The sequence below is a fragment of the Otariodibacter oris genome (genome assembly GCF_009684715.1).
Taxonomy (GTDB): domain Bacteria; phylum Pseudomonadota; class Gammaproteobacteria; order Enterobacterales; family Pasteurellaceae; genus Otariodibacter; species Otariodibacter oris.
The window spans coordinates 710,346-724,057 of the sequence record NZ_CP016604.1; the positions used below are offsets into that span (position 1 = coordinate 710,346).

The 13,712-nt window shown below is 34.7% G+C and carries 13 protein-coding genes; 9 read left to right on the forward strand and 4 right to left on the reverse strand.

Features of this window, described 5'->3' with window-relative positions; translation table 11 throughout:
• The first annotated feature begins 3 nt into the window (after positions 1-3).
• Both A6A10_RS03270 and A6A10_RS03275 read left to right on the forward strand, forming a co-directional pair.
• Positions 4-2,124 (forward strand): 3-hydroxyacyl-CoA dehydrogenase NAD-binding domain-containing protein, encoded by a 2,121-nt coding sequence (locus A6A10_RS03270; protein WP_121122022.1) that lies wholly within the window; start codon positions 4-6, stop codon positions 2,122-2,124.
• Positions 2,125-2,155: 31 nt separating this feature from the next.
• Positions 2,156-3,559 (forward strand): YdgA family protein, encoded by a 1,404-nt coding sequence (locus tag A6A10_RS03275; protein ID WP_121122020.1) that lies wholly within the window; start codon positions 2,156-2,158, stop codon positions 3,557-3,559.
• A gap of 62 nt (positions 3,560-3,621) precedes the next feature.
• Here the strand turns inward: A6A10_RS03275 and ubiH are convergent, their stop codons facing one another.
• Together ubiH and selD are read right to left on the reverse strand one after the other, a co-directional pair.
• The gene (gene ubiH, locus A6A10_RS03280) at positions 3,622-4,818 is read right to left on the reverse strand and encodes a 2-octaprenyl-6-methoxyphenyl hydroxylase (RefSeq protein WP_121122018.1); all 1,197 of its coding nucleotides are present in this window, start codon (positions 4,816-4,818) and stop codon (positions 3,622-3,624) included.
• Positions 4,819-5,862, reverse strand: coding sequence for a selenide, water dikinase SelD (selD, locus tag A6A10_RS03285; RefSeq protein WP_121122016.1), 1,044 nt, complete (start codon positions 5,860-5,862; stop codon positions 4,819-4,821).
• A gap of 124 nt (positions 5,863-5,986) precedes the next feature.
• On the opposite strand from selD, the gene A6A10_RS03290 reads away from it, so the two are divergent.
• The 4 genes from A6A10_RS03290 (at position 5,987) to A6A10_RS03305 (ending at position 9,694) form a co-directional block, all read left to right on the forward strand.
• Positions 5,987-6,421, forward strand: a complete 435-nt coding sequence (locus A6A10_RS03290) for a type II toxin-antitoxin system RatA family toxin (protein WP_121122014.1) — start codon at positions 5,987-5,989, stop codon at positions 6,419-6,421.
• A complete protein-coding gene (locus A6A10_RS03295) occupies positions 6,411-6,710 on the forward strand; it encodes an RnfH family protein (protein ID WP_121122012.1) in 300 nt (99 codons plus the stop codon). Before A6A10_RS03290 ends, A6A10_RS03295 begins: the two co-directional genes overlap by 11 nt.
• Before the next feature lie 581 nt (positions 6,711-7,291).
• Complete coding sequence (locus A6A10_RS03300; RefSeq protein WP_121122010.1) at positions 7,292-8,299, forward strand: NAD(P)-dependent oxidoreductase; 1,008 nt, start codon at positions 7,292-7,294, stop codon at positions 8,297-8,299.
• A 390-nt stretch (positions 8,300-8,689) separates the two neighbouring features.
• The gene (locus tag A6A10_RS03305) at positions 8,690-9,694 is read left to right on the forward strand and encodes an NAD(P)-dependent oxidoreductase (RefSeq protein ID WP_170143753.1); all 1,005 of its coding nucleotides are present in this window, start codon (positions 8,690-8,692) and stop codon (positions 9,692-9,694) included.
• A gap of 102 nt (positions 9,695-9,796) precedes the next feature.
• On the opposite strand, the gene A6A10_RS03310 is transcribed toward A6A10_RS03305, so the two are convergent.
• On the reverse strand, positions 9,797-10,510 hold the full coding sequence (locus tag A6A10_RS03310) for a 3-deoxy-D-manno-octulosonic acid kinase (protein ID WP_121122007.1): 714 nt from the start codon (positions 10,508-10,510) through the stop codon (positions 9,797-9,799).
• 154 nt (positions 10,511-10,664) lie between these two features.
• Between A6A10_RS03310 and folE the strand changes: the two genes are divergently transcribed.
• Positions 10,665-11,321 carry a GTP cyclohydrolase I FolE gene (gene folE / locus A6A10_RS03315; RefSeq protein ID WP_121122005.1) on the forward strand — a complete coding sequence of 219 codons (657 nt, stop codon included), beginning with the start codon at positions 10,665-10,667 and terminating at the stop codon, positions 11,319-11,321.
• 39 nt (positions 11,322-11,360) lie between these two features.
• Positions 11,361-12,146 (forward strand): tRNA pseudouridine(38-40) synthase TruA, encoded by a 786-nt coding sequence (gene truA, locus A6A10_RS03320; protein ID WP_121122003.1) that lies wholly within the window; start codon positions 11,361-11,363, stop codon positions 12,144-12,146.
• 60 nt (positions 12,147-12,206) lie between these two features.
• Here truA and hpf read toward each other — a convergent pair whose 3' ends face one another.
• Positions 12,207-12,536: a ribosome hibernation-promoting factor, HPF/YfiA family gene (gene hpf, locus A6A10_RS03325; RefSeq protein WP_121122001.1), complete on the reverse strand. Its 330-nt coding sequence runs from the start codon at positions 12,534-12,536 to the stop codon at positions 12,207-12,209.
• A 233-nt stretch (positions 12,537-12,769) separates the two neighbouring features.
• Here hpf and A6A10_RS03330 point away from each other — a divergent pair, with 233 nt between their 5' ends.
• On the forward strand, positions 12,770-13,705 hold the full coding sequence (locus A6A10_RS03330; RefSeq protein WP_121121999.1) for a Kdo(2)-lipid IV(A) acyltransferase: 936 nt from the start codon (positions 12,770-12,772) through the stop codon (positions 13,703-13,705).
• The last annotated feature ends 7 nt before the right edge of the window (positions 13,706-13,712 follow it).

Genomic DNA, 13,712 nt, shown 5'->3' on the forward strand with positions numbered 1-13,712 from the left:
AATATGCAAGAAGAAGTACAAAAAGTTTCCCCTTTCAATGTCGAGATCGATCATAACCAAATTGCCGTAGTAAGTATTCATGTACCAAATGAACGAGATAATTGGTTCTCAGAAAATTTTGTATCAGATTTGCGCGATGTAATAGGTGCTATCATTTATCAACAAGCTAAAGGGGTTATATTTAGATCAACCAAACCGAAATGCTTTATTCAGGGGTATAGTTTAAGTAAATTACAAGATACAACAGAAGCACAATTGTTGGCATTAACACAAGATGCACAAGCTGTAATGCGTGAAATTAATACATTAAAAATGCCAGTTGTCGCAGTGATTGATGGAGCCTGTTTTGGACTAGGATTAGAGCTTGCTTTAGCTTGTGATTATCGCATTGCGAGTGAAGAACAATACACGCAATTTGCAATGCCTCAAGTGAGATCGGGTATTTTGCCTTTTGCCGGAGGAACACAACGTTTACCTCGTTTAATTGGCTTGGCTAATTCTGCTACATTATTACTCTCTGGTAGTAAAATTAACGCAGAAAAAGCGTTACAATTAGGATTAGTGGATCGTCTTATTCCATCAAGTAATGCTTTCGAAATCGCCTATCAATTACTCTTAAATAATGAGATTACCAAAGTGGATTTCAAAAATCCGCTTACTCGCATAAGAAAATGGAAAAAGAATTTGTTAGGAAACTCATTGTTTAGAGAATATTACCTTAATTTTGTTGAAAATCGTTTATGGAATAGAGCGTTTGATAATTATCCTGCAATGCCAAAGATTTTGTCTGTACTTAAAGAGCCTCATTTTAAAGCAGGGTTAGCTTTAGAACAGCAAGCATTTGTTGAGTTATTTTCTACGGAGCAATCTCAAGTATTAATTAATTTGAAAAAATCAGAACAATTAATGCGTTATCGTTATCAAGCTAGAGCTAAGGGATCTAGCGTCAAACAAGTAAGTATTCTTGGAAGCGGATATATGGGGGCTGGTATTGCTTATTTAACGGCAAATAATGCAAAGTTACCTGTGAGAATTAAGGATATCCATCCAACTGAAATTCAAAAAGCCTTACAGAATAGTTATGAATTAATGAAAAAAGAAGTTGACCGCAAAATGCTTTCACACGGAGAAATGATTCAGAGAATGAATTTAATCACAGGTGGAGATAGACTGATGGCGGTAAAAGATACTGATTTTATTGTAGAAGCCGTTTATGAAAATTTATCGTTAAAGCAGGAAATGGTTGAGGAAAGTGAAAGTTATTATAATGAAGATACTATATTTGCTAGTAATACTTCCACATTCTCAATTCATGAAATCGCTTCTGTGGCAAAACGCCCAGAAAATATAGTGGGTTTCCACTATTTTAGTCCAGTGACTAAACGCAAGATGATCGAAATTATTCCTCATGCGAAAACGAGTGAGAAAACGATTTCTAAAGCGATTTATTTTGCCTTAAAACAAGGTAAATTACCGCTAGTGGTTGCTGATCAAGAAGGTTTTTTTATTAACCGAATTTTGACTCCTTTTTTACTTGAAGCAATAGAATGTTTAGTTGATGGTGAAGGCATTGAGTTTATAGATCAGTCACTCGAAGAGTTTGGTTTTAGAACAGGCCCCCTTGCAATGATTGATGATATGGGATTGGACGTTATTGTTAAATCAAATGCAGCAATGGTCAATAAATTAGGTAATCGTTTTATTTTACCTGAAGGTATCCAGTTATTAATTACGAATGATCGAAAAGGACGTAAAAACAAACGAGGTTTTTACTTGTATGATACCAAAGGGAATCGTACTCAAGAGGATAAAAGTATCTATTATGTAATGGAAACGATCATGCGAAATAACATGGAATCGCAAGATATTGCGCGTCGTTGTATTCTCAGAATGATTAATGAGGCGTGTTGGTGCTTACAAGATAATGTAATTACCTCAAAAGAAGAAGGGAATGTAGCATCTGTACTAGGTGTCGATTTCCCTGATTTTAGAGGAGGGATCTATGCTTATATCGAAGAGATTGGTGCAAAAGAAATCGTAAAACAACTTAGAAGACATGCTGCTTTATATGGTGATCGTTTTACCCCATGTGATTGGCTTCTTCAACAAGCTGAGCTAAATTAAATATATTACACACAACAAAGAGGATGACAAAATGAAAATATCTACTATTGCAATTTCTACAATAGTTGTATTAGGTGTTGCTGCGACCGGTGGTAGTTGGTATTCAGGTAAGCAAGTTGAAGAACATTATCAAGAATGGGTTAATCACGGTAATGTAACATTAAAAAAATTAGAGTTTTATGGTATTCAAGCTGAAATTAAAGGGGTTAATTTAACCCGTCACTTTTTTAGCTCTGATGCAACATATACCATTGAGGCTAAATTAGCTGATGAAACTTATATCTTTAAAGGTCAGGATAAATTAAATCATGGTCCATTTCCAATAAATAGGCTATTAAGTGGTAATTTAATACCTGCAATGGCTAGTACAGAAAGTCATATTTCTGTACCAGTACAATTAAGTCAATATTTTTCTAAGGATGAATTATTATCCGGCACAAGTACCATCAGTTATGATGGTACCATTTCTGGTTCTGTTTCTTCTCAACCTTTCTCATTGTCTGATGCAGAAGGAGAAGTATCAGAAATGAATATTGATTTTACTGCTGATAAATCAGGTAAAACAGATTTATCTTTTCAGCTTCCTTCATTAAAGGTAGATGATGAGGATAAAGGGTTTCTTGAGATGCAGAATTTAAGTTACGCTATCAATTTTAAGTATAACGAAGGATATAATTTTTTAACAACTGGAGATAGTTTGCTAAAAATAGATTCTTTCACCATGCAAAATGAGCCACAAGATGACAATATTATTAAATTAAATAAATTACAAGTAAGCACTATTACAGAATTGAATGGTGATAGATATGATGATAAAAATCAGATTGAAACTGATCTTATTATTGCGCAAGATGGAAAGGATCAAAAACTTGGGCATTTAAAAATTGATGGTAGTTTGCAACTTGATGCTCTTTCAATAGAAGAGTATATGTCTTATTTTGCTCAACCTGATAAGATAGTTTCAGAAGAAGCGACCAATGCGGCTATTAAATTATTTACAAAAAATCCACAGCTACATATTGATGAGTTTTCTCTTGAAAATAATTCTGGTAAAAATAATATTGCCTTGATTATGAATTTAAAAGATTGGGACATTGATGAGTTACAGAATATAGATTTATCAGATTTGTTTAATTTATTAGTTGAGTCTAAATTGAATATAAATATTGATATTAATTCTACTAAAGAATTAATATCACAATTAATGATATTAGATGGTGTACCTGAAAGTGAGGTAGAAGATCAAGCACAAAGTGCCATTGATAATTTGCTATATCAAGTTAATAACAGTCATTATTTCATGATGGATGGAAATAGCGTTAAAATGAATGCTGAAATAGATCAGGGCAGAATGATATTGAACGGTACTCCAGTTTCTGATGAAGAAGTTCAGGGGATCATTTTAGCTTTAATTTTTGGATTAGGAATGCTCTAATTTTTAAAAAGATAACGAAAATAATAAAAAAAGCTAGCCTATTTTATAGGCTAGCTTTTTGTTTACCATCCCAGTGCTCTATGTGCGACTTTATGGCGAGCGAATGTTAAGGGATTTAATGCTAATAAACCTAAGTTCCTAATAACTTGTACAGGTAAAAACTCGCAACAAAAGATCGAAATCAGACCGCTTGTAGATCGCATAATTCTTTCTTGATCAGCTTGACGATTTTCATTGAAGGTACTTAATAGTGCCTGATCACCAATATCTTGCTGTTGATTGAAAGCTGTACCTACCAACGTAGCTAATTCAAATAGATCTCGCATACCTAAATTAAAACCTTGTCCAGCAACAGGGTGAAGGAATTGTGAAGCATTACCTACAATCGCTAAACGGTGATGAATATGTGATTGGCTTTTTCGTAAAGAAAGTGGGTAAACGAACCGCTTGCTTACACGTGAAAATTTACCTAGTTTCCAACCAAATTGCTGTTGTATTGCTTGTAAAAATTCATCATCTGAATAATCCATTACTTCAGTGGTATCATTCATACACCAGACTAGCGACATTGTTTTTTCAGTGAGTGGCAATAACGCAAAAGGGCCTTGTGTAGTAAATCGCTCGAAAGCTTGATTTTGATGTGATTCGCTAAGTTCAACATTAGCAATAATGGCAGATTGATTGTACTCTTTGACTAATACTGTTTCGACACCACACTTTTGAGCAATTTGAGATTGAATACCATCAGCCGCAACTACCAGTTTACACTCAATGACTTCTTGATTAGCTAAAGTCAGCGTACAGTGTGTATTTGAACGTTCTACTTTTTCGACAGTATTAGGGCAAAATAAAGTAATATTTTGATGTTGAGCGATGATGTTATTCAACTTTTCACCGAGCTTCGCTAATTCAACAACTGTTCCTAATTGTGGTAAATGTAATTCTTCGGCCTTAATATGCGTTTTACCAAAATGCCCTTGGTCTGAGACATGAATTTTATGGATAGGCGTTGAAATTTGTGCAATCAGGTCTACTAAATTCTGCCCAACAAGCGATTGGATCTTCGCTAACTTTTGCAAGCTACCATAAGCGAGTGCAATAGAGCGAGCATCAAAACCACCTTGCTCTGCAAAATTAGGAATAGATTTTTCAATAATCGCAATTCGTATTTTGTGTGATGTAGCCGAGCTTAATGCAAGGGACAATACAGAGCCAGTAATCGCTCCACCTACAATCGCAATATCAAATTGTTCAGCCATTTATTTTACCTCAATTAACGCCCTGCTATTGTCTTGAGCGAGTAATTTGCCTACAGGATAGAGATCAACATTCATTGTTTTTGCAATTTGTTGCACGGAACTGACCGCTTGTGGTTTCACTGCAATGAGTAAACCGCCTGAAGTTTGAGGATCACAAAGAATAGCCTTTTGTTCATCACTCATTGGCGAAATTAAATGCCCATAGCTATCAAAATTACGTTGTGTGCCACCTGGAACTGCCCCTTGTGCAATATAATCTTTAACACCATCCAATGTTTTAACTTGCTCAACATAAACTTCTGCTCGAAGATTTGAACCTTGGCAAATTTCACTTAAATGCCCTAATAAGCCAAAGCCTGTTACGTCCGTCATTGCGGTTATTTCGGGTAATTTGGCAAATTCTGCACCAATCAAATTCATTTGACACATTACATCACGGGCAAGGTTCTTATGTTCAGGTTTTAATTTACCCTGTTTTTCTGCGGTAGTGAGTACACCAATTCCCAATGGTTTAGTGAGGAAAAGTTCACAATCTGCTTGGGCAGAGGCATTTTTCTTCACTTGATCAGTGGAAATAATCCCCGTTACCGCTAGACCAAAAATTGGTTCAGGCGAATCAATAGAATGTCCGCCAGCTAGGGCAATACCGGCTTGCTGACAAGCAAAACGTCCACCATCCACAATCTTTTGTGCCACTTCGGGTGGAAGTACATTAATCGGAAAGCCTAAAATCGCAATTGCCATAATCGGCTTACCACCCATCGCAAAAATATCACTAATTGCATTTGTTGCTGCAATTCGTCCGAAATCAAATGGATCATCCACAATTGGCATAAAGAAATCAGTGGTACTGATAATACCTACGCCATTACCAATATCGTAAACAGCAGCATCATCTTTGGTTTCATTACCGACTAACAAATGCGGATCGATAAATTTGGCTTGTTCTGTATGGAGGATTTGTTCTAGTGTTTTTGGTGAGATTTTACAGCCACATCCTGCTCCGTGGCTGTATTGGGTTAAACGAATGGAGTCTAATTGCATTGCTATCCCTCAATAATCAATAAATTTATTGAATTGTACTCCTTTTTTAAAAAATTGACAGTAACTGACCGCTTGTAACGAATGTGATAAAATGTGGATATGATAAATTTTAGCTGTAAAAATTATGCCAACAATAAATCAATCTTCATTGGTCGCTTATAGTGCTGAACAAATGTATCAGCTTGTGAATGATTATGAAAAATATCCCCAGTTTTTATCTGGTTGTGTGGGAGCGACCACGTTAAGTATCGGAGAGAACGAACTTAACGCCGAGTTAGTGATTCAGAAGCTAGGTATCAGCCAGCGTTTTAGCACCCATAATATAATGATTCCTAATCGAAAAATTTCGATGGAATTATTAAATGGACCTTTTCGTTATTTGACGGGGGCTTGGACGTTTGAACCCTTTGATGAACAGAGTTGTAAAATTTCGTTTCAGTTAGATTTTGAATTTTCCAATACTTTAATTGCAATGGCTTTCGGGAAAATTTTTAATGAGCTTACCATTAAAATGGTCAATGCCTTTAAAGTAAGAGCGAAGGAGGTTTATGGTGTCTGAACAAGCCGAAAAAATTGTTGTAGAAGTAGTTTATGCCTATCCAGACAAATATTTTTTGAAGAAGTTATACCTAGATAAACCACTTTCGATTCAAAATGTGATTTTGCAATCAGGCGTGCTAGAAAAATATACAGAAATTGATTTACGAGAAAATAAAATCGGCATTTTTAGCCGCCCAGCAAAACTCACAGACTTAGTCGAAAATGGCGATCGTATTGAAATCTACCGTCCATTGATTGCTGATCCAAAAGAAATTCGTAGAAAAAGAGCAGAGCAACAGAAGAAATAAAATTTTATATAATAAATTTTATAATTAAATTGAATATCTATTCAAATATAATTAAGAGTATTAAAATTAGAAAATATTCAATAAATTACTTTTTATCTAATTTGATATTTTAAAATTCTATAATTAATGATTATTTCGCTATAATTTTTAAAGTTTATCTAATTAAATAGAATATCTACACAAATATAATTAAAAGCATTACAATTAGAAAATATTTAAAGAATTAATTTTTATCCTATTTAATTTTTCAAAAATTCTATAATTAATAATTATTGCACTATAAGTTTTAAAGTTTATCTAATTAAATATAATGTCTACACAAATATAATTAAAAGTATTACAATTAGATTGGGTTTAAAGTGAAATTACTTTTTATCTCATTTAATTTTTAAAAATTCTATAATTAATAATTATTGAACTATAAGTTTTTTAGTACTTATTATTTTATAGAATCATTCCTTTTAGTTGCATTTTTGTTATTAAAGTAGTTAATCTATTGATAGAAAGTTATTGTTTTAATAAAAATGGCTAAATTATATATGATCATCATATTTTTAGTTTAAACATTAAGAAGGGGCATAATGATGAAATTTATTTTATTTAGCGCTCGAGAAGATGAAAAAGCAGCAATTGCATCTTATCAAAAAAATCATCCAGAAATTGAATTAGATATCTATACTGATCATATCACGGAAGAGACAATGCCTTACATAAAGAAAGGTTATGACGGCATTATTGCTAGTCAAGTGCCAGCGATTCCTGAGGCAGCTTATCACTTGATGAAAGAAGCTGGTATTAAGGTTTTTGCAACACGATCAGCTGGTTTCGATATGTATAATTTAAAATTACTTAAGGAATTAGGTATTCGTTTTACGAGAGTGCCAGTTTACTCCCCATTTGCCATTTCGGAATTTGCATTTACGAGTGCAATGTATTTTTCGAGAGATATTGATGTCATCCAAAAGAATAATAAAGTCGGTGATTTCCTTTTCACTGATGATAATACAAGTACAGAAATTAGACATAAAACAGTGGGTATTATCGGAACTGGTCACATAGGACGTCAAACCGCTCAGTTATTCAAGAGTACAGGAGCTAAAGTTATTGGGTATGATGTTTATCCATGTAAGGAAGCGGAAGATATTTTGACTTATGTTTCGAGTATTGAAGAGTTAGTTGAACAGTCAGATGTTATTTCACTCCACGCTCCAGCAACACCAGAAGATTATCATTTATTTGATAAAAAACTCTTTGCGCGAGCTAAGAATAATCTTATTTTGGTAAATACAGCGAGAGGAAGTTTAGTTGATACAGAAGCTTTATTAGATGCTCTAGATAATAATCAAATAAGAGCAGCGGCTGTTGATACTTATGAATTTGAGGGACCTTATGTCAATAGAAAGGTCAACCTTGAGGATGTGACAGACAAGGTTTTCTTGAGATTGTTAAAACATGATAGGGTCCTTTATTCTCCACACCTCGCTTTCCATACACATACAGCGTTAGAAAATCTGGTTCATATAGCACTAGAGGGCGCTAGACGTATCTTACAAGGCGAAGAAGTAAAAGAAGAGTTGAAATTGGATTAAATTGATTTACAACTTGAAAAGTTAGACAATTACTTTAAGGACTGTGTTTGATCTTAGATTGAACTCAGTCCTTTTTATTTCAATGAATTTATTTTTCAGGGCATAGTAACAAACATAAAAGTAGATTAATTTTTCTACTTGCCCTAGTTTTTCAATTTATGTTATAAAAATGTTACTCTTTAATCAGTTTGCTAGGTTTAAATTGTTGAGGGGAAAAATACACACCAATCCACATTCCACAGTTTGTCTATGGCATTAATAATTTATTAGGGAGTTAACATATACTATTACAGTAATTGGCATATGAGTGGTTGATGTTATTTTAGCTAAAGGTGGCTAAATGATATGTTTATCATATTGTTGAGTTCACAAATTAAAATAGGGAGAATAATGATGAAATTTATTTTATTTAGTGCAAGAGAAGATGAAAAAGAAGCGATTGCTTCCTATAAAAAAAATCATCCAGAAATTGAATTAGATGTTTATACCGATCACATTACAGAAGAAACAATGTCTCATATCAAGAAAGGTTACGATGGCGTGATTGCGAGTCAAGTCCCCGCGATTCCTGAGACTGCTTATTATTTAATGAAAGAAGCTGGGGTGAAAGTCTTTGCAACTCGATCAGCTGGTTTTGATATGTATAATTTAAAATTACTCAAAGAATTAGGCATTCGCTTGGCGAGAGTACCAGTTTATTCTCCATTTGCTATCGCAGAATTTGCATTTACAAATGCAATGTATTTTTCTAGAGATATTGATATCATCCAAAAGAATAATAAACTCGGTGATTTTCGTTTTACTGACGAAAATACAAGTACAGAAATTAGACATAAAACGGTTGGTATTATAGGGACAGGTAACATAGGAAGCCAAATAGCTAAACTATTTAGTAAAACAGGCGCTAAAGTTATTGCTTATGATATCGCTCCAAATAAGGCATTAGAAGATATTTTAACCTATGTTTCAAGTGCTGAAGAGTTAGTCGAACAATCTGACATTATTACGTTGCATATTCCAGCATCAGAAGAAAGTTATCACATGTTTGATAAAAAACTCTTTAGCCTTGCTAAAAAGAAGCCTATTTTCATCAATGCAGCAAGAGGAAGTTTGGTTGATACAGAAGCCTTATTAGATGCGATTGATAATAATCAAATAAGAGCTGCGGCTATTGATACTTATGAATTCGAAGGACCTTACTTTAATAGAAAAGTCAATCTTGATGATGTTACTGATGATGTATTCTTGAGATTGTTGAAACATGATAGAGTGCTTTATTCTCCTCACGTTGCATTCCACACATACACAGCGATAGAAAACCTTGTTCACATAGCAATAGATAGTGCTAAACGTATTTTACAAGGTGAAGAAATCGAGGAAGAAGTCAAATTATAGAGTAAATAGATCATAAAACCATGACGGTCTTGTTTTATTTAAGACTTGTCATGGTTTTTTTTATAGTTTTATATTTTCTCATTTAGTCATTAATAATATGTATTAATTAGTTAACGAATTATACCCCTTCAACAACGCATCCCAATTCTTTTCAGAAAAATGAATATTAAGGCGTTCTTTTTCTTTATCGAATGATCGTTTTAAGCGTGATAAATTGTCTTTTTTCCATTCTTCGCCAGACTGAATTTGGCATTTATCGAAGTCAATTAACCAAAATTTCCCATCATTTTTACCAATTAAAATATTATGAATATTGAGATCGGAATGATGGACTTGATGATCATGTAATTGGCGGATTAGCTGTCCGATAGCACGGTATTGTTGGGTAGTTAATTTTGAAATTTGTAAAAACTGACTAAGGTCTTGAGTGTTGTCTATTCTCCCCAGTAGTATGTCAGCTTGATAAAAACATAGAAACCGTTGAATTTTTAAAGCGAGTGGGTGTGGAACTGGAATATTCCATTGGCATAATTGTTTAAGCAGTTTAAATTCTTGATAGGCTCGGGTCGTTTCAATGCCATTAAATAGGTAACTATCTTTGATGACTTTGCCAAATAAGCCCCCTCGATAGTAATGACGTAACACGCTATTTATCGCTAATTCAGCTTTAGTATCCAAAAACCAAGTAATCCCTCTTCCTGTTGATGAGCCAAGTAAGCGGTCAGATTGTGAGAAATCTTTGCAATTTAATAGGGATTTAACAAAGGGTTGTTGTGAGTTGGATACGAAATCGGAATTAAAATGATAATACGCCATAATTTACTGGTTTAATTAATCAAGAATAATTTTCAATAATCTAGCATGATTTTAATATCTTTTCATCGTCTTTTTGCTGTCTTTTCGTTGTGCTGCATTGTTTTTTTAAGGCAATTTGATAGAATCTTCGCCTTAAAATTTTAGAGGATATTCAATGAACACCATTTCTCCAGAAGCCCAGAGTGTTAAAGAGGCGTTATTGGCTAAGGGTATTGAAACGCCGACCATTCCCCACCAAAAAGATAAAGATCATCGTCGAGCGGAAATTCAACAGCATATGCGAGCTGTACTGGAGTTACTCGGGCTAGATTTACGAGATGATAGCTTAGAAGAAACGCCACACCGTTTAGCTAAAATGTATGTGGATGAAATCTTTAGCGGACTGGATTACCAGACTTTTCCTAAAATCACAAAAATTCGTAATCAGATGAAAGTGAGTGAAATGGTCATTGTTGATGATATTACGCTAACGAGTACTTGCGAACACCATTTTGTGACGATTGATGGATCCGTAGCCGTTGCTTATTATCCAAAAGATTGGGTAATCGGGTTGTCGAAAATCAACCGTGTTGTACAATTTTTTGCTCAACGCCCACAAGTGCAAGAACGTTTTACCGAACAAATTTTAACGGCTTTTCAAACCATTTTAGAAACGGAAGACGTGGCGGTGTATGTAAAAGCGACCCACTTTTGTGTGAAATGTCGTGGAGTAAAAGACACCAATAGCCAAACAATGACGTCAGCATTTGGCGGAGTGTTCTTACAAGATAGAGAAACCCGTAAAGAGTTTTTATCATTGATTAACCGATAATAAAACAGCAAGCGGTCAGATAAAAGGAAAAATTTGCAAATGAGAGTTGCATTAGGGATTGAATATGATGGCAGTCGTTATTATGGTTGGCAACGGCAACAACATTTAGATTCCGTCCAACAAAAATTAGAAGAAGCATTGTCGATTGTTGCAAATTCCCCTTGTGAAGTTTTTTGTGCAGGCAGAACCGATTCTGGCGTTCATGGAACAGGGCAAGTTGTTCATTTTGATACGGAAGCAGATCGCCCATTAAAAAGTTGGTGTTTTGGGACAAATGTCCATTTACCTTCTGATATTGCAGTGAAATGGGCAGTTGAAGTGAGTAATGACTTCCACGCTCGTTTTAGTGCAACAGCTCGTCGTTATCGTTATATTATTTATAATCAAAAATTACGCCCTGCGATTTTGCCATTTGGCGTTTCTCTCTATCATCCTCCGCTTGATCACGAAAAAATGCACGAAGCAGGGCAATTTCTGCTAGGCGAGAATGATTTCAGTTCATTTCGTGCAGCTCAATGTCAATCAAAATCCCCTTGGCGAAATGTGCATCATTTAAAAGTAACCCGTCAGCAAGATTATGTTATCGTCGATATTCAAGCGAATGCCTTTGTGCATCATATGGTACGTAATATTGTCGGTAGCTTAATTGAAGTTGGACAGGGTAAACAACCGATAGAATGGATTAAATGGTTGTTAGAACAAAAAGACCGAAAACTCGCCGCGCCAACGGCAAAAGCGGAAGGTTTATATTTGGTTGATGTTCATTATCCCGAACATTTCAATCTGCCTAAAGGACGTTTAGGACCCTTGTTTTTAAATGATTAAAAAAGCCGAACATGGTGTTCGGCTCATTATTTTTATCTAATTAGTTTGCTAATCAAATAGTTATTCCACAACCTCATTCAAGTTTTTTAAACTATCATCAGTACGACGGGCTTCCCCTTTTTGTTTTTGTTTATTGAGTTGGGTTTCGAGTTTAGTTTCGACGTCGTTAATCGCTTTGTATAAATCCTCATCTTGAGCTTTTGCAAAAAGTTCTCCTGCGGGAGTACCAATTGAGGCTTCAACTTCGTAACCATTAGGTAATTTGTGGATCATGAAATGTGGGCTGATAAGTTGTGTTTTCCATTTATTCAATTTTGATAAACGGTCTTCAATGTGAGAGCGAATTGCTGGGGTAACATCCATTTGTTTGCTTGAAATATTGATTGTCATAGCATTTTCCTCTTAATTAAAACATCTAAAACCAATAAACATCATTATTTATCAGTTATCTTAAAGTTATGTGTTTCTTGCAGAAATTTCAATACTTACTCTTGAGCAAAATTGCAAAATTTGATCTACTTAACACTTTTCGTGTGTTTTCGACTATAATTCCAACTTAATATTCAAATGAATTGAACATTACTGAAATAAAATAATCAGTTTTTATGGGAAAAGAGAAAAATATGAATCAAAAACAGTTACCACCATTTCAATGGCAATTTCTGCATCCAAAATATTGGGGATTGTGGATTGGTTTTGGGATATTTCGTCTTGTTTTATGTTTACCTTATCCTGTTTTAGTACGTATTGGGAAAGGGCTAGGCAAATTATTTGTATCATTAGGATTTGGTAAACGAAGAATGCAGATTGCACGTCGCAACCTTGAATTATGTTTCCCTGATTATACCGAACAACAGATCAATGAGATTTTAGCGAAGAACCAAGAGTCTGTGGGAATGGCGATCATTGAAACAGGCATGGCGTGGTTTTGGTCGGATAAGCGTGTTTTAAAATGGTCTAAGATTGAAGGTATTGAACATCTTCAAAATAGTGGCGAAAGGGGCGTATTGTTTATTGGTGTACATTTCCTCACTTTAGAATTAGGAGCCAGAATTGTTGGATTACATTATCAAGGCGTGGGCGTTTATCGTCCGAATGATAATCCGCTATTTGACTGGTTTCAGTTTAGAGGACGCGTGAGATCGAATAAAGCAATGTTAGATAGAAAAGATTTACGCGGTATGATCGCTGCTTTAAAAGCAGGAGAGGCAATTTGGTATGCGCCAGACCATGATTATGGGCGAAGAAAAAGTGTATTTGTGCCATTTTTTGCGGTCAAAGATGCTTGCACCACAACAGGTACGGCAATCTTACTAAAATCTGCACCAGATAGCTTAGTTGTACCTTTTTCTCCAATTCGACATGATGATTTTTCAGGATATACCGTGAAAATTAGCCCACCTGCTGATATTCAGGCAAATGAAGATGAAATCGTTATTGCGACGAAAATGAATAAATTGGTTGAAACAGAAATTATGAAAGCGCAATCTCAATATATGTGGTTACATCGTCGTTTCAAAACGCGTCCGAACAAAGATGATCCAAGTTTGTATGATTAATTTATAG

What these genes read in the sequence shown, in the direction of transcription:
- A6A10_RS03270 (WP_121122022.1), top strand. Translation starts at nt 4, where the DNA reads ATGCAAGAAGAAGTACAAAAAGTTTCCCCTTTCAATGTCGAGATCGAT.
- A6A10_RS03275 (WP_121122020.1), top strand. Translation starts at nt 2,156, where the DNA reads ATGAAAATATCTACTATTGCAATTTCTACAATAGTTGTATTAGGTGTT.
- ubiH (WP_121122018.1), bottom strand. Translation starts at nt 4,818, where the DNA reads ATGGCTGAACAATTTGATATTGCGATTGTAGGTGGAGCGATTACTGGC.
- selD (WP_121122016.1), bottom strand. Translation starts at nt 5,862, where the DNA reads ATGCAATTAGACTCCATTCGTTTAACCCAATACAGCCACGGAGCAGGA.
- A6A10_RS03290 (WP_121122014.1), top strand. Translation starts at nt 5,987, where the DNA reads ATGCCAACAATAAATCAATCTTCATTGGTCGCTTATAGTGCTGAACAA.
- A6A10_RS03295 (WP_121122012.1), top strand. Translation starts at nt 6,411, where the DNA reads ATGGTGTCTGAACAAGCCGAAAAAATTGTTGTAGAAGTAGTTTATGCC.
- A6A10_RS03300 (WP_121122010.1), top strand. Translation starts at nt 7,292, where the DNA reads ATGATGAAATTTATTTTATTTAGCGCTCGAGAAGATGAAAAAGCAGCA.
- A6A10_RS03305 (WP_170143753.1), top strand. Translation starts at nt 8,690, where the DNA reads ATGATGAAATTTATTTTATTTAGTGCAAGAGAAGATGAAAAAGAAGCG.
- A6A10_RS03310 (WP_121122007.1), bottom strand. Translation starts at nt 10,510, where the DNA reads ATGGCGTATTATCATTTTAATTCCGATTTCGTATCCAACTCACAACAA.
- folE (WP_121122005.1), top strand. Translation starts at nt 10,665, where the DNA reads ATGAACACCATTTCTCCAGAAGCCCAGAGTGTTAAAGAGGCGTTATTG.
- truA (WP_121122003.1), top strand. Translation starts at nt 11,361, where the DNA reads ATGAGAGTTGCATTAGGGATTGAATATGATGGCAGTCGTTATTATGGT.
- hpf (WP_121122001.1), bottom strand. Translation starts at nt 12,536, where the DNA reads ATGACAATCAATATTTCAAGCAAACAAATGGATGTTACCCCAGCAATT.
- A6A10_RS03330 (WP_121121999.1), top strand. Translation starts at nt 12,770, where the DNA reads ATGAATCAAAAACAGTTACCACCATTTCAATGGCAATTTCTGCATCCA.